19 protein-coding genes are annotated in these 22996 nt (G+C 55.3%); 14 read left to right on the top strand and 5 right to left on the bottom strand.

Going from position 1 to position 22996, the window contains the following annotated elements:
- The first annotated feature begins 15 nt into the window (after window positions 1-15).
- The gene (locus tag NH461_RS24150; protein WP_261603500.1) at window positions 16-1536 is read left to right on the top strand and encodes an aldehyde dehydrogenase family protein; all 1521 of its coding nucleotides are present in this window, start codon (window positions 16-18) and stop codon (window positions 1534-1536) included.
- Between the two features lie 90 nt (window positions 1537-1626).
- On the opposite strand, the gene NH461_RS24145 is transcribed toward NH461_RS24150, so the two are convergent.
- Window positions 1627-2502, bottom strand: a complete 876-nt coding sequence (locus NH461_RS24145) for an MBL fold metallo-hydrolase (protein WP_261603499.1) — start codon at window positions 2500-2502, stop codon at window positions 1627-1629.
- 120 nt (window positions 2503-2622) lie between these two features.
- On the opposite strand from NH461_RS24145, the gene NH461_RS24140 reads away from it, so the two are divergent.
- From NH461_RS24140 to NH461_RS24125, 4 genes are all read left to right on the top strand, one after another.
- On the top strand, window positions 2623-3441 hold the full coding sequence (locus NH461_RS24140; RefSeq protein WP_261603498.1) for a LysR family transcriptional regulator: 819 nt from the start codon (window positions 2623-2625) through the stop codon (window positions 3439-3441).
- 188 nt (window positions 3442-3629) lie between these two features.
- On the top strand, window positions 3630-4046 hold the full coding sequence (locus NH461_RS24135; protein ID WP_261603497.1) for a hypothetical protein: 417 nt from the start codon (window positions 3630-3632) through the stop codon (window positions 4044-4046).
- Window positions 4047-4210: 164 nt separating this feature from the next.
- Window positions 4211-5737, top strand: coding sequence for a bifunctional GNAT family N-acetyltransferase/carbon-nitrogen hydrolase family protein (locus tag NH461_RS24130; protein ID WP_261603496.1), 1527 nt, complete (start codon window positions 4211-4213; stop codon window positions 5735-5737).
- Window positions 5738-5824: 87 nt separating this feature from the next.
- Window positions 5825-6274 (top strand): DUF3429 domain-containing protein, encoded by a 450-nt coding sequence (locus tag NH461_RS24125; protein WP_261603495.1) that lies wholly within the window; start codon window positions 5825-5827, stop codon window positions 6272-6274.
- A gap of 42 nt (window positions 6275-6316) precedes the next feature.
- Here NH461_RS24125 and NH461_RS24120 read toward each other — a convergent pair whose 3' ends face one another.
- The gene (locus NH461_RS24120; protein ID WP_261603494.1) at window positions 6317-6826 is read right to left on the bottom strand and encodes a hypothetical protein; all 510 of its coding nucleotides are present in this window, start codon (window positions 6824-6826) and stop codon (window positions 6317-6319) included.
- 501 nt (window positions 6827-7327) lie between these two features.
- Between NH461_RS24120 and NH461_RS24115 the strand changes: the two genes are divergently transcribed.
- From NH461_RS24115 to NH461_RS24085, 7 genes are all read left to right on the top strand, one after another.
- Window positions 7328-8200 (top strand): mechanosensitive ion channel family protein, encoded by an 873-nt coding sequence (locus NH461_RS24115; RefSeq protein ID WP_410000150.1) that lies wholly within the window; start codon window positions 7328-7330, stop codon window positions 8198-8200.
- A 274-nt stretch (window positions 8201-8474) separates the two neighbouring features.
- Window positions 8475-10610 (top strand): transcriptional regulator NosR, encoded by a 2136-nt coding sequence (nosR, locus tag NH461_RS24110; protein WP_261603492.1) that lies wholly within the window; start codon window positions 8475-8477, stop codon window positions 10608-10610.
- 84 nt (window positions 10611-10694) lie between these two features.
- Window positions 10695-12593 (top strand): TAT-dependent nitrous-oxide reductase, encoded by a 1899-nt coding sequence (gene nosZ / locus NH461_RS24105; RefSeq protein ID WP_261603491.1) that lies wholly within the window; start codon window positions 10695-10697, stop codon window positions 12591-12593.
- Between the two features lie 92 nt (window positions 12594-12685).
- Window positions 12686-14029: a nitrous oxide reductase family maturation protein NosD gene (locus tag NH461_RS24100; protein ID WP_261603490.1), complete on the top strand. Its 1344-nt coding sequence runs from the start codon at window positions 12686-12688 to the stop codon at window positions 14027-14029.
- Entirely contained in the window at window positions 14026-15012 is a 987-nt protein-coding gene (locus NH461_RS24095) for an ABC transporter ATP-binding protein (protein ID WP_261603489.1), read from the top strand. Before NH461_RS24100 ends, NH461_RS24095 begins: the two co-directional genes overlap by 4 nt.
- Window positions 15009-15827 (top strand): ABC transporter permease, encoded by an 819-nt coding sequence (locus NH461_RS24090; protein WP_261603488.1) that lies wholly within the window; start codon window positions 15009-15011, stop codon window positions 15825-15827. The genes NH461_RS24095 and NH461_RS24090 overlap by 4 nt, the downstream gene beginning before the upstream one ends.
- A 41-nt stretch (window positions 15828-15868) precedes the next feature.
- On the top strand, window positions 15869-16387 hold the full coding sequence (locus NH461_RS24085) for a nitrous oxide reductase accessory protein NosL (RefSeq protein ID WP_261603487.1): 519 nt from the start codon (window positions 15869-15871) through the stop codon (window positions 16385-16387).
- An 87-nt stretch (window positions 16388-16474) separates the two neighbouring features.
- Here NH461_RS24085 and NH461_RS24080 read toward each other — a convergent pair whose 3' ends face one another.
- Entirely contained in the window at window positions 16475-17821 is a 1347-nt protein-coding gene (locus NH461_RS24080) for a magnesium transporter (protein ID WP_261603486.1), read from the bottom strand.
- Between the two features lie 247 nt (window positions 17822-18068).
- Between NH461_RS24080 and NH461_RS24075 the strand changes: the two genes are divergently transcribed.
- The gene (locus NH461_RS24075; RefSeq protein WP_261603485.1) at window positions 18069-18638 is read left to right on the top strand and encodes an SOS response-associated peptidase; all 570 of its coding nucleotides are present in this window, start codon (window positions 18069-18071) and stop codon (window positions 18636-18638) included.
- Window positions 18639-18735: 97 nt separating this feature from the next.
- Here the strand turns inward: NH461_RS24075 and NH461_RS24070 are convergent, their stop codons facing one another.
- Complete coding sequence (locus NH461_RS24070) at window positions 18736-19668, bottom strand: LysR family transcriptional regulator (RefSeq protein WP_261603484.1); 933 nt, start codon at window positions 19666-19668, stop codon at window positions 18736-18738.
- Window positions 19669-20095: 427 nt separating this feature from the next.
- On the opposite strand from NH461_RS24070, the gene NH461_RS24065 reads away from it, so the two are divergent.
- Window positions 20096-21883: an ABC-F family ATP-binding cassette domain-containing protein gene (locus NH461_RS24065; RefSeq protein WP_261603483.1), complete on the top strand. Its 1788-nt coding sequence runs from the start codon at window positions 20096-20098 to the stop codon at window positions 21881-21883.
- Between the two features lie 306 nt (window positions 21884-22189).
- Here the strand turns inward: NH461_RS24065 and NH461_RS24060 are convergent, their stop codons facing one another.
- Window positions 22190-22876, bottom strand: coding sequence for an NAD(P)-dependent oxidoreductase (locus NH461_RS24060; protein WP_261604625.1), 687 nt, complete (start codon window positions 22874-22876; stop codon window positions 22190-22192).
- Window positions 22877-22996: the final 120 nt, after the last annotated feature.

Here is a 22996-nt window from a genome sequence, read left to right as displayed (position 1 = left end):
AAGAAGGAAGGATCTATGATTTACGCACGACCAGGCACCGAAAACGCTGTGATCACTTTCAAGTCGCACTATGACAATTTCATCGGTGGGGAGTGGGTCAAACCCGTCGGCGGCGAGTACTTTGACAATATCTCGCCGGTCAATGGCGAGGCATACACCAAAGTTGCCCGCTCCGGGGAAGCAGACATCAACCTGGCGCTGGATGCAGCGCATCACGCCCGCGCAAGCTGGGCTGCCACCAGCGTGACCGAGCGTGCTAACATCCTGCTGAAAATTGCCGACCGGATTGAACAGAACATTGAAAAACTGGCTGTGGCGGAAACCTGGGAAAACGGCAAACCCGTACGGGAAACTCTGGCCGCCGACTTGCCGTTGGTCGTCGATCACTTCCGCTACTTTGCCGGCTGTATCCGGGCCCAGGAAGGCTCTGCCGCCGAGCTTGATGTCCATACCGCCAGCTACCATTTCCCGGAACCTATCGGTGTGGTCGGGCAAATCATTCCGTGGAACTTCCCGATGCTGATGGCGGCGTGGAAACTGGCTCCGGCCATGGCCGCCGGCTGCTGCGTGGTCCTTAAACCTGCCGAACAAACCCCGACTTCCATTCTGGTGCTGATGGAAACCATCGGCGATCTGATCCCACCAGGTGTTCTCAACGTGGTCAACGGCTACGGCCATGAAGCCGGTCAGGCGCTGGCCACCAGCAATCGCATTGCCAAGCTGGCCTTCACCGGCTCAACCGAAGTCGGCAACCACATTCTCAAGTGCGCCGCAGAGAACCTGATCCCATCGACGGTTGAGCTGGGCGGCAAGTCACCGAATATCTACTTTGCCGACATTTTCAATCATGAAGATGCCTATCTTGACAAATGTGTCGAAGGGCTGCTGCTGGCCTTCTTTAATCAGGGCGAAGTCTGCACCTGTCCGTCCCGGGTCCTGATCCAGGAATCGGTTTACGACAAATTCATCGCCAAAGTCATCGAGCGCGCGAAAACCATTAAGCAGGGGAACCCGCTTGATACCGACAGTCAGGTCGGCGCTCAGGCCTCGAAAGAGCAATTCGACAAGATCCTCAGCTATCTCGACATCGGCCGCAACGAGGGCGCAGAAGTGCTGATCGGCGGGCATGCCATCAAGCAAGGCAACGGGCTGGAGCAGGGTTACTACATCACCCCAACCATGCTCAAAGGGCACAACAAAATGCGGGTATTCCAGGAAGAAATCTTCGGCCCGGTCATTGCCGTGACCACCTTCAAAGATGAAGCCGAAGCCCTGGCAATTGCCAATGATACCGAGTACGGCCTGGGCGCCGGGGTGTGGACCCGCGATACCAACCTGGCGTACCGCATGGGCCGTAAGATCGAAGCCGGACGTGTCTGGATCAATTGCTACCACGCCTATCCGGCGCATGCCGCCTTTGGTGGCTACAAGAAATCCGGGATCGGACGTGAAACCCACAAGATGATGCTGGATCACTATCAGAACACCAAGAACCTACTGGTGAGCTACGACGTCAATCCGCTGGGCTTCTTCTAAGCCGCGTCCCTTTTCCGCAACTAACCCTGACATGGGCCGCCTTTGGCCCATGTCATCCACACGCTTTCCCCTCTTTTTACATCTACAGACCTAGCGATAACTGATCCGGGTGCCCGGTGCAGGCAAGTCCAGCGGCATCCCGGCTTGCTCGGCCTGGCGCTTCAACTCACTGATCGGTTCGAGATACAGGGCATACGTCGAATGGTGGATCGGCAAGGTATGTGCCGGTTTCAGGGCTTTCATCGCTCCAATCACCTCTTCGGCCCCCATCGACAGCTGACCAAAAGGCCCGGTGGTGCCCACTCTCCCGACATGCGGAACAAAGATATCCGGTGCCGGATAGGCCGCCAGCCAGTTTTGAACCGACTGAGTGAAAAACGAGTCACCGCTCCAGTACAGGCTCTTGTGCCAGTCACCATGGCGAAAATTGAGCCAGTAGCCATTCCCGCCATCCAGCACCGGCGAGAAGGCCTGCTCCAGGGTATGATTTGCCGGTGCGGCAGTCACCGTCACTTGGTATTCGCCTTCACGGTATGACCAGCTTTTCCCGACGGAAAGACCGGTTACCTGGTCAAATCCCAGCTTCCGGGCCAGCGGGACATCCGATTCTGCCGCGACCAGAGCCACATCTTTTGGTAATTCCTGGCGGGCAACCTGATCGAAGTGATCTTCGTGGCTGTGGCTTAACAACACCACATCGAGCGCCTGAAGATCCAACGCCGGCAAAGGGGTCAGGCGCTTGTGATCGACTGGCGGAGGCAATTGACTGAGTTGAAACATCTGATTGGGGTCGATCATTTGGTAGGCCTGCTCACCTTCTCCCAACATCGGATCGGTCAGGAGCCGGATCCCGCCGAATTCAACCAGCAGCGTCGGGCCGCCTAACCATTGCAGCGTGACTTCCTCGGCCTGACTGGTCGCAGTCAGGCTCATCATCAATGCGGCACTTAATAGGGAATATTTCATCACTGAACTCCTTGATACGTCTCAATAAACAAATGAACCAGGAAATTCAGCTTACTCGTGTTGACTTTGTCCGGATATATGAGACTAATTAGACACTATGTCTGATAATTTTTGACAAAAATGCATATTGACGCTCTCAGAACCTTCATCCTTGTGGCAGAGCTGTTGAACTTTTCTGCCGCCGCGCGCCAACTCGGACTCCCCCGCGGTACCGTCAGCGCCAGGATCCAGGAGCTGGAAAAACGCCTCGGGGTCCGGCTATTTCAACGCAGCAACCGACAGGTTGCCTTAACACCGGAAGGAGTTCAGTATCTTGCCAGCGCCTCACCGGCGGTGACCCTGCTGGATGAAGCGCAGAATCAACTGGCAGCAACCCATGAGATTGCCGGACCAATCCGGGTCGGCTATCCGGCAGCAACCCCGGATAGCGGACTACTGGCAAAATTAAGCGAGTTTTGTCGCCAACATCCCAAGGTAAACATCGAACTGGTTCTGAGTGATCAGGCCGTCGATTTAGTCGAAGCACGAATCGATCTCTCGATCCGCGGCCGCGATCCAGCCAATCCCGATTTAATTGCCCGACCACTGCGTGCCCGCTCGCTGCTGCTGGTTGCCAGCCCGGCCTGGTTGGCGCAGCATCAACCCATCACCCACTGGCAACACCTGCCGGTCCATGATCCGCACCGGCAAGCCAGCTTTCCCCATCAAACACCTGATATTCATACCTCAGATCTCAACACGTCGCTTCAACTGTGTCTGAACGGTCTGGGTGCCGCCGTGCTTCCAGCCTTATTTTGTCGCCCTTATCTGGAGCGTGGTGAGCTCATCAGCCTGACCCCGCCCGAGCCGCTCCCCGAACTCTCCCTGTTCTTAATTTATCCGCAACGCAAGCTGTTGCCGGAAAGAACCCGGCGTTTGATCCAAACCTTACTGGATTAAGCACGGCGACTTCACGGACGTACCGGGCGAGTATGGATGATGACCTTTTAGTGCAAAACTTCTACCTTCATCCCATTTTCCGCTCCCGGCCAACAAATGAATAGCCAATTTACGTTGTGATCTCATACGCTTAACCTAATACCGCCATGGTTTCGGCCATGACGGTAACAGACGATCAAGGAGGATATATGGGACTCATCTTAGGCCCTTTGATGCTCGCCTGGGCGGCCGCTGCGCTGTTCTCGCTGCGCATTGGCTATGTCTTATTTGCCGATGGAAAAATGGCCATACCGCAACTTCTGATAGCAGCTGCCGTCGCGCTTGCCCTGACTGCCGCCTACGTGCTCATCGGGCTGACCGGTTTTAAGCCGCAAACCTCACTCTGGGCATTTGAAATCCCGCTCTTCTTCACCACCAACAAATTCGGGCTGGCAGCCTATACAGCAGCCCTCCTGCTGTACTTGTTCGGCGACAACTATATTTCCCATGCACTCCTGTTGCCCGTCTCCTTTGTGATCGCTTTCAGTAGCGCGTTCGGCGCCCTCATTGGCACCTTCAGCAGCAACGCATTTATGGAAAAATACAACATCACCATCACCTACTAGCTGGCCGTCATCTATACCAGCGGGCTGCCGCACCATCAAGCACACAACCCTGTCATGTCGCCGGGCGCATCAACACAGCCCGGCAATTTCATTACGGGGGCGGCAGACTGTATATACTTAGCTTATACGCAGGCCGTAACCCCAACGAATTACAAGGAAAAAACATGGAGAACAATACGCCCCTGTTGAACCTTCGCAATATCGAGCCCGGCGATTACGATGAACTGGCGACCCTGATGGATTTAGTGTTTTACGATGTGGGCGGCGCCTGGCCACGAATGACCATTATGGATTTAATCCATCAGTTTCCCGAAGGTCAAATTTGTATTGAAGACAGCGGTAAAATTGTCGGCGCCGCATTAACGATTAAAGTCGACTACAACCGGCTTTCCCTCAGCCACACCTACACCGATATCATTAATGAGCAAAATGTCATCCAGAACCAGGCCAGCGGAGATGCCATGTACGGCCTGGATGTGTTTGTCCATCCCGATTATCGCGGGCTGCGCCTCGGACGTCGGCTCTACGAAGCCCGCAAAGAGGTCTGCCGTGATCAGAATCTCAAGGCCATTCTGGCCGGCGGGCGGATCCCCGGTTATCACACCGTCGCCAACAAGTTGTCCGTGCTGGAATATATCGAGAAAGTCAAACGCCGAGAGATCCATGACCCGATCCTCTCGTTCCAGCTCTCGAACGATTTTGACGTCAAACGGATCATGAAAAACTATCTGCCGGAAGATGATAAATCCTGCGGCTACGCGACCCTGTTGGAGTGGGATAACGTGTTTTATGAAGAAGAAGTGCCGTTGCTGGAATCAGAGAAAAGTCTGGTCCGGCTGGGGATCGTCCAATGGCAGATGCGTCCGATGCTTTCGCTGGAAGATTTGATGGATCAGGCCGAGTTCTTCGTCACCTCGTTGTCCAACTATCAGGCCGATTTCGTGCTGTTCCCGGAGTTTTTCAATGCGCCGCTGATGGGTTTAAAAACCGGGTTGAATTCTGTTGAAGCCATCCGGTTTCTGAGCGAGTTTACCGAAGAGATCAAACAGCGCTTTTCACAAATGGCGGTCACCCATAACACCAATATTATTGCCGGCAGTATGCCGATCCTGGAAAACGACCGGCTGTACAATGTCTCCTACCTGCTGCACCGGGACGGCTGTATTGATGAGCAGTATAAAATCCATATCACCCCCCATGAACAGCGCGACTGGGTGATTGACGGCGGTGAGAAAATCAAGGTGTTTAATACCGATGCCGGGCGGATCGGGATTTTGATTTGCTATGACGTCGAGTTCCCGGAGCTCGGGCGCATCATGGCCGAGCAGGGCATGCAGATTCTGTTTGTCCCCTTCTGGACGGATACCAAAAACGGCTATCTGAGAGTCCGGTTGTGTGCCCAGGCCCGTGCGATTGAAAATGAGTGCTATGTGGCGATTGGTGGCAGTGTCGGCAACCTGCCGCGGGTGGATAATGTCGACATCCAGTATGCCCAGTCCGCGGTGTTCTCACCTTCCGACATCTACTTTCCGCATGATGCCACCATCACCGAAGCCAGCCCGAACACGGAAATGATCATTTTTGCCGATGTCGAATTGGATAAACTCAAATATCTCAACAAAGCCGGCTCGGTCACCAACCTGCGCCACCGCCGGATGGATCTCTACGGGCCATTTAATCGCGGCAAGTAATTGAATCGCAGCAAGTAGTTGGATTTCAAAAAGTAGTCGAATTTTAAAAAAGAAAGACGTCTTCCACTCAACAATCAGGAGTGTCTTATGGAACAACCCGTCACGAACCTCATGACCCGGCTCGCCTACTTAGGGCTACTGCCTTTCATCATCAGCCTGATTTGCCTCTGGACCGAGACCAGCTTGTTCGATATTCCGCCGCAGCAACTGTTCATCGCTTACAGCGCGGTGATCTTAAGTTTTCTTGCCGGGATCCTGTGGGGCAATGCCATTGACCATATCCAACATCAACTCAGCCGCAATGCGCTGATCCTGAGTATTCTGTTCTCGCTGATCGCCTGGGGGGTGTTGCTGCGCGCACCTGAGCACTTCGCCCTGTCGGTGTTACTGCTGCTGTTTGGCTTTATTGCGGTGTGGTTCGCCGAGATGAAGATTCGGCAGATTGAAAAAGAAGGCCAACCCGCCGATTACCAGCCGATGCGTAACAGGCTGACCGGCATTGTTGCCCTGATCCACCTCATTGCGCTGGCCAGCTGAGCCGAGGGAAACGACTCCCCGGGCTTCGCTGGACAAGTCTGCCTACCCGGCAATGCGTTCGAACCGGATCACTTCCATCGTCTGCGGATGGATGAGCTGAAATGCCGAATCGGCATATGACTTTACGATAATATGGCCGCTTTTCGGAATCACCTGCTTGGCAGAGCCGACCACATGGTGGGCTTTAAACGCCTGACCGGTGATTTTCAGGATCCCGGTGATCGCCCCTTCCGAGTCATCATTCGCGTTGGGGTTAATCGACAACACAAAACCACCTTTTTCATTCACCTTCAACAGAAAGTGACGCCCCGGTCCCGCAAAAGCCTCCCAGCTCCCGACCGGCATCGGGATATCCTGCAAACTGGCGTGGTGAAGATACAGGTTCCGGTGCTCTTCTGTTTCGGACCGGTATTTCGAGACCAGGAATTTATATTTCGGCTCATGCTCATCGGGGTGCGGTGCCCCCTGCAAGATGAAATAGCCGACGCCAGCCAGGAGCGACAAGGCGACGATTAATTGAATGAAACGGATCACATTGAGTCCTTCTTTCACGCAGGTGTCCCTGCGGTTCACTTCCACACGGTTTATCATAATTTGCCCGACAACAGGTCGCCAGGCCAAAGAGTTTGCCCGCAACTACCTGCCGGGCAAAAGGGGTAGGTTGCCATATCCTGGACATCATCAACCATATGCAACATCAATAAAGCGTGGCATCCGACCCAACTTTTGCCGGGTCCGTCCAATAAATGCATCTTTCGCCGGCAACAAGTGCGTACAATTTGTCCCAAACCTGTCCAGGCACCGCGACATCAGCAGGTCGCCCAGCCGACTATTTATGGAGTATAGGACAGGAAATTCAGACACATGCAACAAAGATCCGGTATCATCGCGACTGCTGAAAATAATCTTTCCAACGATATTTACTTCCTACCGAACATCATGGAGAATTTTCAGCCTTTATGTCGAGAATGACATCAGAATGGCTTCGCTGCTGTCCCTGTCTCACCTGCCCCGGCTAAGGGCGAACAAATCCGAAAGTAACTGAACATGATTGTGGAATATTTTAATTTAATCGCCGACTACCTGCTGCAGCATAAACTACTGTTCAGCGTCCTGTTATTCAGCATCATGCTGCTGCTGAGACGCCTGACGATCTCGCAGATCCGAGGGGACGATAATTTCCTCAGCGATGATCAGCGTAAATGGATTTCGCGCACCAAAAACGGCACGTTTACGGTGCTGCTGCTGTTGATGTTCATCCTCTGGCAGTCGGAGATCAGCAAGTTTGCCCTGTCGCTGACCGCCATCGCCGTGGCGGTGGTGGTGGCGTCGAAAGAAATTATTCTTTGCTTTACCGGTTCGATCCAGCGCGCCAGCTCACGTTCATTCCAAATTGGCGACTGGATTGAAGTCGGCTCGCTGTGTGGCGAAGTGATCGAGCACAACCTGATGGCCACCGTGATCCAGGAAGTCGATATCCATCACGGCAACTATCACTATACCGGGAAGACCGTCACCCTGCCGAACAGCATGTTTTTCAGCATCCCGGTGAAGAACCTGAACTTTATGAAGCGCTATGTGTATCATCATTTTTCAATCACGATCCGCGAAACGGTGAATCTGTTTCCCCTGGTGCCGATCATGCTGGCGAAAATCGACGAGCATTGCGAAGATTTTGCCGAAGTGGCCAAGCGGTATAACCATGTGATTGAACGGCACGCCGGGGTCGACTTACCGGGCGCTGAGGCGCACATTCATATCACCAACACCGATACCGGCGAACAACTGGTGCATTTTATGCTGTTTTGCCCGACCAACCGTGCCGCGGAAATTGAGCAGCTGATCCGGGAAGATTTCATGGGCCTGTACTGCCATCACTTCCAGAACAAGGAAAAAATGGTGATGCAGCCTCAGCAGGTCGTTTAAGCCGACAGGCCCAATACAACGCATCCCAGATACAACCCATCCCCAACAGCCGCCTTCTCGAAGGCGGTTTTTTGTCCGCGCGCGAATTCCCGACCCATTTCCGCTCCCCCGGCCATGTCGGCCATGTCGGCCATGCGTTTATCTACCAATCTCTCAGTTTGAGCCGAGATATGTAACCAGTTGTAACTAAATTGATCTCAATCATATCCGACCATAAAGTTGCAAATAGAATACAACTTAAAAGTCATCAGGGCCGATCTTGGTCAGGGAGTGAATGGTGTCCAGGTTCAATCGAGTCAGCGCGACCGCAATACAGCTCATCCTTGCAGCTTTTCTTTGGATTGGCGGGATCTCTCCGGCCAGCGCCCTGTTTGTCAGCCCGCCGAAGGATCCGCTGCCGTTGATCAAAGCGACCTTTCCACAGGCAACCCGGATCACTGACAAAGCCGGTGAGCCGCTGATCCGCGAGATTTATCAAGCGCAAGCACTCCTTGGCTACGCCTTTGAGACCAACGATATCACCCCGATCCCAGCCTACTCCGGCGAGCCGGTCAACATGCTGGTTGTCATCGACCCGCAAGGGCAATACCTGAACGCCCAGGTGCTGGAACATCATGAGCCGATTATTCTGGCCGGGATCCCGGAGCACAAACTGACCACCTTTGCCGAGCAGTACCTGGGTCTGTCCGTATCAGACCGGATCAAAGTGGGCGGCAACACAGAGCCAGGCTACGTCGCTATCGATGGCCTGTCCGGCGCGACCGTCACGGTCAAAGTGATGAATGCCGCGCTGACCAAGGCGGCCACCAAAGCTGCGCAATCGCTGGGGATCATTGCAACCGAACAAGGCATCATTCAGCCGCCCTCAACCGTGATTCAGGATCAGTTTGCCCCAGCCACCTGGCAGCAGCTCACCGGGGACGGCTCGATCCGCAAACTCTTTCTGACCCGAGAAACCGTGGATCAGGCCTTTATCGGCACCGAAGCCGAGCAGGTCGACACGGCACTGACCGGAGAGGAGCAGACAATGTTTGCCGAGTTGTATTACGCGCTGGCCGATGTTCCGACCATTGGCCGGAACCTGTTTGGCGAGGCTGATTACCAATGGCTGATGTCGACCCTCAAGCCAGACGAACACCTGGTGGTTGTGCTGGGCAACGGTTATTCATTCAAAGGCTCCGGCTATGTCCGCGGCGGCATCTTCGACCGGATCCAGATCCACCAGCACGAAGGGGAAATCGACTTTCGCGATCTCGACCATCACCGCATCACGGATCTCTATATTCCGGGTGCGCCTGCGTTTCAGGAGATGTCTGTCTTTCGCATTCAGGCCCATCATGATTTTGATCCCGGTGCGGACTGGCAATTGGAGCTGCTGGTGCGCCGCCAGACCGGGCCGATCGACAGTATTTTTTCCAGCTTCCGCGCTAATTACGACATCCCGGATCGCTACGTTGATACCCCACCGGCGATTGTTCCCGAACCAGAATTGTCGCTCACCGAGCAAGTGTGGCAAGAACGCCAACTGGAAGTCATCATCCTGGCGACATTGCTGCTGACACTGCTGCTGATCCTCTTTTTCCAGGATCTGCTGGTACGCCACCCCAAATTCATGCACAACCTGCGTCATGTATTTTTAGTGATCACCGTGGTCTTCATCGGCTGGTCATGGGGCGGACAGCTCTCCATCGTCAACGTCTTTACCTTTTTGCATGCCCTGATGTCAGAGTTCTCCTGGGATCTGTTCCTGCTTGACCCGATCATTTTCACCCTCTGGAGCGCCGCCGCGGTGATCCTGCTGCTATGGGGCCGCGCCGTCTATTGCGGTTGGCTCTGTCCCTTCGGCGCGCTGCAGGAGCTGATCAATGTCGCCGCGCGCTATGTGAAGATCCCGCAATATGAGCTGCCGTTTGCAATCCATGAGCGCCTGTGGGCGATCAAATACCTCATTTTGCTGGGCTTGTTCGGCCTGTCGCTGGACTCCCTGGCCCTGGCCGAGCAGTTCGCTGAAGTCGAACCTTTTAAGACCACCTTTTTACTCAAATTCGATCGCGAATGGCCGTTTATCGCCTGGGCAGGATTCCTGCTGGTGCTCAATCTGTTCCAGCGCAAAACCTTCTGCCGCTATCTTTGCCCGCTCGGCGCGGCCCTGTCGGTATCGAGCGGTGCCCGGCTGTTCAGCTGGCTCAAGCGCCGCCCTGAATGCGGCCAGCCTTGTAAAACCTGTGCGAAAGAATGCGAGATCCAGGCCATTCACCCGGATGGCACCATCAACATGCGCGAATGCCATTACTGCCTGGATTGCCAGATCACCTACTACAACGAAACCAAATGCCCGCCACTGAAAAAGCTGGCGCGCAAGAAACGCCGGGATACTTCACAAGACATCCCGATCAGCGTCACCGAATAACAACACAGCGCGATATTGCGCAGCCCCAATAACAACGATTCCAGAACACAATTGTGTCGATGTGAACGGTATGGAGAACCACCCATGAGTGACAACAAAAGCAACGATCTGAACGCGACCCCGGACGCCCCGCAAAACGAATCACGGCGTAAATTCTTCGGCAAAACGGCTGCGATCGGCCTGGGGGCAGCCGTTGCCCCGATGTCCGCAGCCATGTTTGCGTCGATGGCACAGGCCAAAGCCAAGGAAGCGCAAAATTCCCCATTTGTCCATCCGGGCGAAATGGACGAGTATTACGGCTTCTGGAGTGGCGGCCACTCTGGAGAAGTGCGCATTATGGGCCTGCCTTCCATGCGCGAATTGATGCGGATCCCGGTATTTAACACCTGTAGCGCCACCGGCTGGGGGATCACCAACGAAAGTAAGCGAATTAAAGGCGACAGTGTCGATATGCTGGTCGGCGATTCACACCACCCGCATATGAGCATGACCGACGGCCGCTACAACGGCAAATACGTATTTATCAATGACAAAGCCAACAGCCGGGTCGCCCGGATCCGTTGTGATGTGATGAAAACCGACAAAATGATGACCGTTCCGAACGTTCAGGCGATCCATGGGCTACGGGTGCAGAAAGTCCCGGAAACCAAGTACATCTTCTGTAACGGCGAGTTCGAGATCCCAATGAACAACGACGGCAAAGCTAGCCTGGAAGATGTCAGCACCTACCGCTCGCTGTTCAACGTCATTGATGCCGAGAAAATGGAAGTGGCGTTCCAGGTCATGGTTGACGGTAACCTCGACAACACAGATGCCGACTATGACGGCAAGTACTTTGCCTCGACCTGCTATAACTCAGAGATGGGCATGAACTTGGGTGAGATGATCACCGCTGAGCGGGATCATGTGGTGATATTCAACCTGCCGCGTTGTGAAGCGGCTCTGAAAGCGGGCAAATATAAAACCTACAACGGCAACGATATCCCGGTGCTGGACGGCCGCAAAGGCTCAGAGCTCACCCGTTATGTTCCTGTACCCAAGTCACCGCATGGCCTGAACACCTCTCCCAGCGGTAAATACTTTGTTGCCAACGGCAAACTGTCACCAACCGTGTCCGTGATCGGCATCGACAAGCTCGATGACCTGTTTGACGACAAGATCCAGCCACGGGATGCGATTGTTGCCGAGCCAGAGCTTGGCTTGGGGCCCCTACACACCGCCTTTGACAACCGCGGCAATGCCTACACCACCCTGTTCCTCGACAGCCAGATCGCCAAATGGAACGTTGAAGATGCGATCAAGGCTTACAATGGTGAGAAGGTCAATTACCTGCGTCAGAAGCTGGATGTCCATTACCAACCCGGCCATAACCACACCTCACAGGGGGAAACCCGGGATGCTGACGGCAAATGGCTGATCTCGCTGTGTAAGTTCTCCAAAGACCGCTTCCTGCCAGTTGGCCCGCTGCGCCCGGAAAACGATCAGCTGATCGACATTTCCGGCGATGACATGAAGCTGGTCCATGACGGCCCGACCTTCGCCGAGCCCCACGACTGCATGATCGTTCACCGCAGTGTCGTCAAACCGAAAAAACTGTGGACCCGGGATGATCCGATGTTCGCTGAAACACTGGCGATGGCGGAAAAAGACGGCGTTGATGTGATGACCCAGAACAAGGTGATCCGCGACGGCAACAAGGTGCGGGTCTATATGACCTCGGTCGCTCCGAACTTCGGCCTGACCGAGTTCAAGGTCAAGCTCGGGGATGAAGTGACTATGGTGGTCACCAACCTGGATATGGTCGAAGACGTCACCCACGGCTTCTGTATGACCAACCACGGCGTACAGATGGAGATTGGGCCGCAAGCGACCGCGTCAGTCACCTTCATTGCCAGCAAGCCGGGCGTCCAGTGGTACTACTGTAACTGGTTCTGCCACGCCCTCCATATGGAGATGCGCGGCCGGATGCTGGTCGAAGCATAAGCCCGATGCCAAAGCGCCATCACTCGGTGATGGCGCTTCATCGACATCATGAACGCAATCTCCTGTACAGAAATCGCGGAAGAGAGACAGCGATGATCAAATCCATAATTTCACTGCTGATATTGCTGTGTCTGCAGCCGGTGGCACTGGCTGAGACCATTCGGGTTTCAGTGGAAGATAACCTGCAGCAGGTGCTGGACACCGCTGCCGACGGCGACGTGATCACCCTGGCTGCCGGAGAATACACCGGCAACTTTGTCATACGCCGCGCCGTCAAACTGCAGGGCACCCCAGGGGCCAGGATCAATGCCGGCGGTAAAGGACATGCCTTGTTGTTACAGAACGAACGGATCCGGATTGAAGGCCTGGATATTCACAACTGGGGGCGCGATCTGACCGCACAAAATGCCGGCATCTATGCCGACAAGCATGCCAGCCACCTGGTGATCCGCAACAACCGCCTGAAAGGGGACGGTTTTGGCATCTGGATCCAGGGCGGCCAACACATCAAAGTCGAAGGCAATGAAGTTATCGGGAACCCGAAACTGCGCTCTCCCGACCGCGGCAACGGCATCCAGCTGTCCCGGGTTCAACATGCCGACGTCAGTAACAACATCGTCAGCCACACCCGCGACGGCCTCTATATTATCGCCAGCCAGCAAAGTGTATTAAAAAATAATACCATGCACGATCTTCGCTACGGCATTCACTATATGTATTCCCACAGCAACCGGGTTCAGGACAATCTGGCCTTTCGTACCCGGGCCGGTTACGCACTGATGAGCTCCCGCAAGCTGACCGTGATTGGCAACGAAACCCGCGACAGCGAAGATTACGGCTTTCTGATGAACTTCATCACCTACTCAGAGATCAGCCACAACCGCATCAGCAATGTCTGGACCAAGCCGGAGCACAAGGTCAACGGCCGCGACGGCAAAGGGCTGTTCGTCTACAACTCGGGCTACAACACCCTGAGTTTCAACACCATTGACACCACTGAAATCGGTATTCACCTGACGGCCGGCTCAGAGAACGTCAAGGTCTTTGGCAACACCTTTCTCAACAACCCGGTTCAGGTGAAATATGTCTCGAACCGGAAGCAGGAGTGGAGCCAAAATGGCACCGGGAACTTCTGGAGCAACTATCTCGGCTGGGATCTCAATAACGATGGCCGCGGCGATACGCCTTTTGAGCCCAATGACGGCATCGACAAGCTCGTCTGGCAATATCCTGAAGCCAAGGTGCTGCTGGACAGCCCGGCCATCCTGATGCTGCGCTGGGTCCAGAAACAGTTCCCGGTGCTCAAGCCTGCCGGGGTCAAAGACAGCTTTCCGTTGATGCTGCCCATGACAGGTTCAGCAGAAGAGTCGGCCACATCGGCAGCCCGAACATCCTCAACATCCGGCCAATCAGCATACGTCGGGGGAATCCAATGACAGCAACGAAACCTATTATTTCACTCAGCGAGACCGGCAAACAGTATCAGCAGTTGGACGCACTGCAGGCAATCAACCTGGCGCTGAACCCCGGAGAAGTACTTGGCCTGTTTGGCCATAACGGAGCGGGCAAAACCACCATGATGAAAATCATTCTGGGGGTGATCCCAGCCAGCAGCGGAGAAGTTCGTATTTTCGGCGTGGACCCCCAGTCCAAACAGGCCTGGCAAAGCCGCAGGCAAATTGGCTACCTACCTGAAAACGTCAGCTTCTACGACCATTTAACCGGCCTGGAAATTCTCACCTACTTTGCCCGGCTGAAACAAGTCAGCCAGCAGGAAGTACCGGCACTGCTGGCGCAGGTCGGCCTGACCCATGCTTTAAACCGGAAGGTAAAACATTACTCCAAAGGGATGCGCCAGCGCCTCGGGCTGGCACAGGCCTTTCTCGGCAACCCGAAGCTTCTCCTGCTGGATGAGCCCACGGTCGGGCTGGATCCTATCGCCACCCAGGACTTCTACCAGCGTGTCGACCAGCTAAAATCCAACGGCACCAGCGTCATCCTCTGCTCCCATGTCCTCCCAGGCGTCGAGCAGCATATTGATCGGGCCATGATCCTGGCCGGGGGGCGCCAAAAAGCCATCGGCACCCTGGTCCAGTTGCGGGAGAAAGCCAACCTCCCGGCCACGATTCGTATCCCTGAGCTGGCGCCCCTTCTCAGCAGCCACCCCGAGCTAAGCCAGTGGCAAACCGGACCGGAGCAGCTACAGGTTCCTGAAAAGCAAAAACTCGCCGTGATCCGCCGGCTGCTGGACGATCCTCTGCTGCCGGATATCAGCATCGAGCCGGCCAACCTGGAGCAACTCTACCAGTATTACCTCAACACAGACAACGCACAGTGTCAGGGGGCTGTCGCTCCCTCAGCCCTGCAGCCAGACGCTGCCGGACGCCCGCTTACCCCACCGGAGGTTGCTTCATCATGAATGCTTTATTCGCTGTTGCCCTGAAAGAGTTTCAGGATGGCCTACGCAATCGCTGGCTACTGTCCATCACATTCATTTTCGCGGTACTGGCCATCGGCCTCAGCTACTATGGCTCAGCCGCTTCCGGCCAACTGGGCGTCGCCTCGCTCTCGACAACAATCGCCAGCCTGTCCAGCCTGGCGGTGTTTCTGATCCCGCTCATCGCGCTGCTACTGAGTTACGACAGCTTCGTCGGCGAGCAGGAATCCGGAACCTTGCTGTTGCTAATGACTTATCCGCTCAGCCACCGCCAGCTCCTGCTCGGCAAGTTCTTCGGCCAGGGCACTATTATCGGACTGGCGACCAGCCTGGGGTTTGGCAGCGCAGCCATGCTAATGGCATGGCAAACGGGCGCAAGCGAGGTGTTACCGGCCTTTGGCCTGTTTATTCTGTCGGCCATCTTGCTGGGGCTGTGTTTCATCGCTATCGCCTATGTGATCAGCCTGTCGGTGTCTGAAAAATCGAAAGCGGCGGGGATCGCCCTGCTGCTGTGGTTCTTCTTTGTGCTGGTGTTTGACCTGGCGCTACTGGCTCTGCTGATCGGCGTCGAAGAAGGCCTCAGCCAGTCGTTCCTGGTGCAACTGATGTGGTTCAACCCGGCCGACCTGTTCCGGCTGATCAATTTAGCCGCGCTCGATACCGGGGATGTCAACGGGGTAGTGGCCGTCGCCCTCGAGCAAAGCCAGTCTCTGGCCCAGCTCTTTCTCATCATGCTCGGCTGGGTCCTGGCACCGCTGGCGTTGGCTGCGCTGATCTTTCATCACAAAAAACTCTAAATGCTGACCGGCTTGGTTTGGCCAACGACTAAGGATGACTTATGCGTACTTTTTTTTCTCTCCAATCTCTGTTTTCTCTCCAATCCCTCGCCATAGCGCTCCTCCTGAGCCTGGGCGTCGCTTGCAGTGATCAGAACACCGAACAACAGGCCAAGGTGCGTCAGGCCGCAGCGATTGAACAGGCAGATGAATGTCACCTGTGCGGGATGATTATCAGCCGCTTCCCCGGCCCCAAAGGCGAAAGCTATAGCAAATCGACCGAGTCCGTCAGTAAATTCTGCTCCACCCGAGACTTGTTCAGCTTTATTCTGCAGCCGGAAAACCAACGCCAGGTGAAAGAGATCTATGTCCATGACATGAGCAAAACGCCGTGGCAAAAACCGGAAGACGAATATTTCATTGATGCCCGCGAGGCCTGGTATGTCATCGGCTCGGAGAAAAAAGGCGCGATGGGCAAAACCCTGGCCAGCTTCAGCCGGGAAGCCGATGCCAACCGCTTTAGGGACGAGTTTGGCGGCAAGGTCTATCGCTTCGATGAGATCAGCATCGAGATGCTTTAAAGAAAACAGGAAGGGTAGTAAAACGACAAGAGGTGGCCTCAGACCACCTCTTGGAACGAATGTTTGTCGGCTTGTTTTGGCTCTCCCCTAGAGCAGCAGCAAGGTTCCCAAGCCAAGAAAGGCCACAAAGCCGATAATATCGGTCACCGTGGTCAGGATCACCGAGCCGGACAGCGCCGGGTCAATTTTCAGCTTGTCCAGCAGCACTGGCACGAATACCCCGGCCAGCGCAGCAGAGATAATATTGGCAATAATTGCCATGCCAATTACCCCGCCGAGCATCAGGCTGTCAAACCAGAACCCGGCCACCAGACCAATGATAATCGCCCACAGTACCCCGTTCAGGGCGCCGACCTTCATCTCTTTGCTCAGCAGCGGCTTGAGGTTGGCCCGGGAGATCTGCCCGAGGGCCAGACCGCGCACAATCAGCGTCAGGGTCTGGCTGCCGGCAATCCCACCCATGGAGGCAACAATCGGCATCAACACCGCCAACGCCACCACCTGTTGCAGCGTGGCTTCAAACAGACCGATAAACCAGGAAGCCAGGAAGGCCGTTAACAGGTTGATCCCCAGCCAGATGGCCCGATTCTTGGCACTTTTACGCACGCTGGAGAACAGATCTTCATCTTCATCCAGACCCGCAGTGGCCATGATTTGCGACTCGGCTCGCTCGGCCTGCAACTCATAGGCGCTGCCGATATCCAGGCGACCAATCAGCATCCCCCCGTCACTAATCACCGGCAAGGCCGACTCCGCACTACTGGCCACCTTATTTGCCGCGATATACACGTCCTCTTTGGCATTCAGGGTCGGAAACTCAGGCTCCGCCAGCTCCGAGACCCGCAACAGGGGATCAGCGCCAATCAATTTGTTGAACCGCACCGCGCCTTCCCAGTTCCCGCGCTGATCCACCAGAAAAATCGCATTACTATGCGCCGGCATCATGCGCCGGACCAGCCGCTGCACGACTTTAATTTTGGTTTTCGCCGGCACTACCAGCGGTTGGTGATCACACCAGTGACCGACTTCGTCATCCGAGAATTGCTGGGCGGTGGAGAAGCGTTGCTGCTGCTCCTCATCCATCCGTTGGATCACTTCTTCCAGCAGGTGATCCGGCAGATTGTCCTGCAGCTCCAGCAAGGTATCGGCATCAATGCCGGTAAAGAGCGCCAACAGGCTCGGCTCGTCCAGCGAATCAATGATCGTCTTGCTGGCATCAAGGCGCATTTCCACCAGCACTGTCGCCTTGATCGCATCGGAAATCTGTTTCCAGGTCTCCAGACGATCTTCCTGCGGCAAGGACTCCAGCAACAAGGCAAGCTCAGTGGGTGACTTTTCCTGTTCAAATTGTTCAATCACCGCCTGCTGGGTGGTCGGGTCAAGATCGCTGGCCAGCAGCTCACTCACGGCACTCTGGAGTTCATTCTCTTGCATGGAAAGTCCTTCAAGTCAGATATTGATGCTACCACTCAAGCATATAGGCTCAATGCCGCCCAAACAATTGCCTTCAGGCCACAAGCTTGGCAATTGTGCAGGCCACTTTGCCTGCGGGCCTGGGATCGCGCGAATTTTACACAGCTCCCGCCTGTGCCCATACTGAAATAGCTGATATTGGCGCAAGATTGTCCCGGCACTTTCACCGACGATCAGCCGTACCGATTCAAGCCAGGAGGAACGCCCCATGTGTGGACGATTCATTATTTCCGGCGATACCTTCAATCAAATGGTCCGTGACGACATTGGCTGTGCCTTCAGTGCCCAAGCCAGCCCGGATATTCGCCCCAGCCAGCAGATCGCCACCATTATTTATCAGCAGGGCCAGCTGGAACAGCAAGAGTCAATATGGGGGATCAAACCGGACTGGGCGAAAAAACAGATCATCAATGCCCGGGCCGAAACCGTGAATGAGAAGAAACTGTTTCACCATGCGATGCAAAACCATCGCTGCCTGATCCCCTGCAGCGGCTGGTATGAATGGCATGATGAAGGCGGCCCACGCAAACAGAAATACCGGTTCGGCCATGCCGAGAGCCGCCCGTTTTATATGGCAGGGATCTGGTTTCCCGGTGACATGCCGGAGCTGGTCACGTTGACGACATCCCCGGATGAGGCCTGTCGCCCTTACCACGACCGGATGCCGGCCCTGATCCTTCCCAAGGATGCCTGGTCATGGCTGGAGGGCAATATCACGTCGGCGATGCCGCTCCTGACCCCAGACAAACCTTTCCCGATCACGGTCACTGCCGTGTAGGCAACCCAGACAGCGCACACAGTTGGTTTACATCGGTGGTCTACACCGGCGCTTCATCGCAGTTCACCACAACTCAACACGACACAGCACAGCCCGGTTACGCCGGATACCGGGCATGGACCTGATCGATCATCAGGGAGCGCAGCCAGCGATGGCTCGGGTCCAAATCATAATGCTGGTGCCACATCAGCACATAAGCCCCGGGCACCAGGTCGACCGGGACGTCCAGGCTCCGCACGTTGAAATTCCCCATCATGGTCGCGGCATATTTGGCCGGAGCGCTCATGATCAAATCGCTGCTTTCACACAACCGTAGTGCACTGTGAAACTCGGCCATGTTCACCGCAATATCCCGCTGACGTTTTTCGCGCGCCAGTACGTCATCCAGCAGCCAGTGCTCGACCCCGCCAAAACTGACCTGCAAATGGCGATAGTTCAGAAACGTCTCAAGCCCCCAGGGCTCCTCAAATAACGGGTGATCCGCCCGCATGATGCAAATCGGATGATCCCGCACCAGCGCGACATAATTGAGCTCCGGCGGGATCTGACTAACATGCAGCGGCGAGCGCTCATCCCACTCCCGAATACAAATCGCCATATCTATGTCACAGCGAAGCAGCTTTTCCAGGCTATCCTGGCTCCAGATCTGACTGCTGAGCCGAAGATTGGGAGCCAGTGCCAGAAGTTCCGGCATAAAACAGGGATAAGTCAGTGAGTACGCCGCCTCGACCATATCAATCCGAAACTCACGGCGGCTGAGCGCCGGATCGAACGCATTCGGCCGGGTAAACTGTTCCAGCTGCTGCAACAGCACCCGCAGCTGCGGCGCCAACGCTTTAGCCCGCGGTGTCGCCCGCAAGCCATGTGCCGTTCTCTCAAACAAAGGATCGCTGAAGGTCTCCCGCAGTTTGGCCAGTTGCTTGCTCACCGCCGACTGGCTCAAGTGCAGCCGTGCTGCCGCCGCAGTCACGCTCTGCTCCTCAAGCAGTACTTCCAGCACCCGAAGCAGGTTATAGTCAAAGTGATTCAATCTGTAACTCCCCCAAAACCGCCGTTTACCCTAAACCGAACCGGAGAACGCCGCAACAGGTGCATACCAATTATTCTCACGCAACAAATGACGGTGACCTCCCAATCTGCCGAAGTCACGCTGTTAATTAGTTGTTAATTCTCTCATTCCCGCCTACAATGCAACACATTGATTAACTGACAAAATAAAGGAGGTAAACTTATGATCTTGTGTGCAATCCATCTCGCACAATTCTTTGGTATTCGAAACCACTCAAGTTTTTGCGATATCGTGCTGCGATAACCAGAGCTTGAGCGAAGCCATCAACATCAACGCGTAATCTTCACTCACGCTTACCGGGTTGTCGTCAGCTTTGTTTGACGATGGCGCAGGTTTTTTATCTCATTTTTTGAGCCGAAACGCTGTGCCCGCAATTCTTGAGTAAGCCATGAGCACTTTACTAACTGCACAATCGATTTCTTATCACGTCACTTCAGGATCTCTCCTTGAAGCGGTTTCTTTCACCCTGAATCAAGGCGATCGCATTGGCCTCATCGGCCATAACGGCTGCGGCAAAAGTACCCTGCTGAAACTGCTGGATGGCACCATCGGTGAGTTTCACGGTCAACTGATCCGTGCCGGCCACTGCCTGATTGAACGGGTCGAGCAACATCTGCCTGCCGAGTTGAATCAGGTCACCATGCTGGATGCGGTGATTGACCGTTTGCCGCCAACTGAGCGACTGGCAGAGCGCTGGCGCGCAGAAGTGCTGCTGGCAGACATGGGCTTTACCGAGCAGGACTGGTCGCTCACTGCCGGTACCCTGAGCGGCGGCCAACATACCCGGTTGCTGTTAGCCCGGGCATTGATCCGCCAACCTGATCTGTTGTTGCTCGACGAGCCGAGTAACCATATGGATCTGCCCACCCTGCTGTGGCTGGAAACATTCCTGATCCACTGGAAAGGCAGCTTTGTCCTGGTCTCCCACGATCAGTATCTGCTCGACCGGGTAACCAACTGCACCTGGATCATGCGCGACAAACAGCTGCAGTTCTTCCGTCTGCCTTGCTCGCAAGCCCGGCAAGCCCTGGCAGAGCAGGATCGAGCCGATGAACACCGCCACTTGTCAGAGCAAAAGGAGATCGACCGGCTGGAAAAAAGCGCCAAGCGGTTGGCCACCTGGGGCAAGGTCTACGACAACGAAGATCTGGCCCGTAAAGCCAAGCAGATGGACAAACGGGTCGACCGACTGAAAGACAGCCAAACCCAGCTGACGGCCGGAACGCCGTGGCAACTGACCCTGAAAGGGGAATCACTGCCCGCGAACCGCCTGCTGAGTATGACAGCGCTTGAAGTACGGCCTGCCCCGGAGGCTGAACCGCTGTTCGAGGTGATCAGCCAGCAGCTCAAAAGCGGGGATCGGGTCGCGATCCTGGGCCGTAACGGTTCCGGGAAGTCTTCCCTGCTGCGCCTGTTGTGGCAGCATTATCAGGACTTCATCACCGATGAGGATAGCAGTACGGGCCGTATTCAGACGCCTGAGCTGGCTTTCCATCCGCAGCTCAGGTTGGGTTACTACGATCAGCGCCTGGCGCAGCTACAAGATCAGGACACCCTGCTGGATACGCTGCGGCCGTTCGCGCCGCTGACCGATGAGTTGCGCAAAATGGCGCTGATCAGTGCCGGTTTTGCGTATATCCGCCATCAGGAGCCGGTTGCCACCCTCAGTGGCGGCGAGCGTTCCCGGCTGCTGTTTGTCGGCTTAACTCTGGCGAAATACCACCTGCTGTTTCTCGATGAGCCAACCAACCACCTGGATTTGGAAGGCAAAGAGGAGCTGGCTGAAACCCTGCAAACTTTTGCCGGCGGTTGCCTGTTGGTCAGCCACGATCGCGCCCTGATCGAGCAAAGTTGCAACCGGTTCTGGCTGGTACATGACGGTAAGCTGGAAGAGTGGCACGACTTGGCACCGCTGTACGAGCGTCTCGCCGGCCACGATGCGATGCCGGGTGCTGACGATGTGGTCCACCCCGCCCCTGATTTCGGGGGCTCGGTACCGGTTTCAGGCGGCGCAGCGGTCATCCGCGAGGACGAACGACTGCTTGAACGGCTGGTGACACTGGAAACCTGGCTGACCGAGGATCAAGCCCGCAAGGCCAAGCATCAGAAGCCCAAGCTTCAGCAAGCCTGGCGCGATGAAATCGAGCAAATCAATCATGCCCTGGGATTGGTGTAGGTACCCTCCCCGAACTGATTGAACCCAAAAGCAAAACGGACCGTGGGCGACCACGGTCCGTTTTTTTTGCCGCAACCGGCAGCGAGCCACCAACCTCGACCCCAACCTCAACCTCGACCTCAGGCAAGGCCGGGGGCTCGCTGTTATACCAATCACAGTAAGTAAGTGATCAGAAATAGCGCAGGAAAAACGTTTGAGAACAAGGCGGAATTTTTCGATCAGTAGTTATTCTACAATCAAAAATTCTAACGCAGTTATCGAGCGTTTTAACAAGCTAGGATGACCAGTTATTTACTACGATTGGTATTAGTACGCCACGCCAATACGCTGGTTCGGATACTGCTCGGCTTCCAGCTCATCAACCATGGCCATCGCATAGTCACTGACCGAAATTCGGCTGTTGCCGTCGGCATCGGTCAGCAGTTGCTCACCGCCCACTCGATAGGGCGCTTGTTTTTCTCCCGGGAAGATTTCGGCAGCCGGGCTGACAAAGGTCCAGGCGATCGGGCTGTCGCTCTGACGAAACACCGCGAGCGCTTCGCCCTGCGCTTGGGCTTCCGCGCGATACGCGTCCGGAAACTCAGGCACGCTCAGCAAAGTCACGCCCGGCGCTACTTCAAGCGAGCCCGCGCCACCGACCCAGAGCAAGCGCGACACACCCGCTTCCGGCAACGTCGCCAGCAGGCGCTGCGCCGTTTGTGCAACCAACTCATGGTTCCCTGCAGCACGACCACCCACCGCGGCAATCACTACATCCGCTCCTTGTACCGCGGTGGCTAAATCCGCCTGAGTATCCAGCAAATCGAACTGGCGTACTTGAACACCTGCAACGGAGAATTTTTCCGCATCCCGAACCAGTGCGATCACCTCATGCCCACGGGACACGGCTTCATTCACAAGATGACTGCCAATCCAGCCGGAAGCACCGAGAACGGCAACTTTCTGGCTTTTTCTCGTTTGCTGGCTTTGGTTTGCATCGATTGTCTTTTGCATCATTTTCTCCCGATATTTCCGTTTCAATTAACGACCCTTGCAGTCTAATTGCTCATCACGGGGCGATAAATGTGCAGTTATGATGTAGATTGTATCAATCAGAGATACAAATAGAGAACG

It is taken from the genome of Photobacterium sp. TY1-4 (assembly GCF_025398175.1).
Lineage (GTDB): Bacteria > Pseudomonadota > Gammaproteobacteria > Enterobacterales > Vibrionaceae > Photobacterium.
Note: the sequence above shows the minus strand (reverse complement) of the source record. Positions and strands in the feature narration are given on the sequence as shown.